This is a genomic window from Pantoea sp. VS1, assembly GCF_002207995.1.
Taxonomy (GTDB): domain Bacteria; phylum Pseudomonadota; class Gammaproteobacteria; order Enterobacterales; family Enterobacteriaceae; genus Pantoea; species Pantoea dispersa.
The window spans coordinates 1-276 of record NZ_NHZE01000021.1; the positions used below are offsets into that span (position 1 = coordinate 1).

Here is a 276-nt window from a genome sequence, read left to right on the forward strand (position 1 = left end):
GGCGCTGACTGCCGGTGCCGGAGTGGCACTGCCGGCCGCCGCCGCGGTGCCCGGCCCGGCCGGAACCATGTTTGAGAACAACGCGCACCTGAAGGCGCAGATGAGCAATACCAGCCCCAACAAAATCATCATCGACGGCGAGCTCATCACCGCCGTGACCGGTCCGGATAACGCCTACACGAAGGCCACCACCGCCGACGGCGCGCTGCTTATCACGCCGCTGACCGGGCAGGACTTCACCCTGTTCCTGGAAACCGCCGGGGGCGTCGGCGTCTC

Annotated in this window: 1 pseudogene; it reads left to right on the forward strand. The window is 67.8% G+C overall.

The annotated features are described in order from the left end of the window. Positions 1–4: 4 nt before the first annotated feature. Positions 5–276, forward strand: a pseudogene (locus CBW22_RS11670) (type-F conjugative transfer system secretin TraK); the annotation flags it as partial.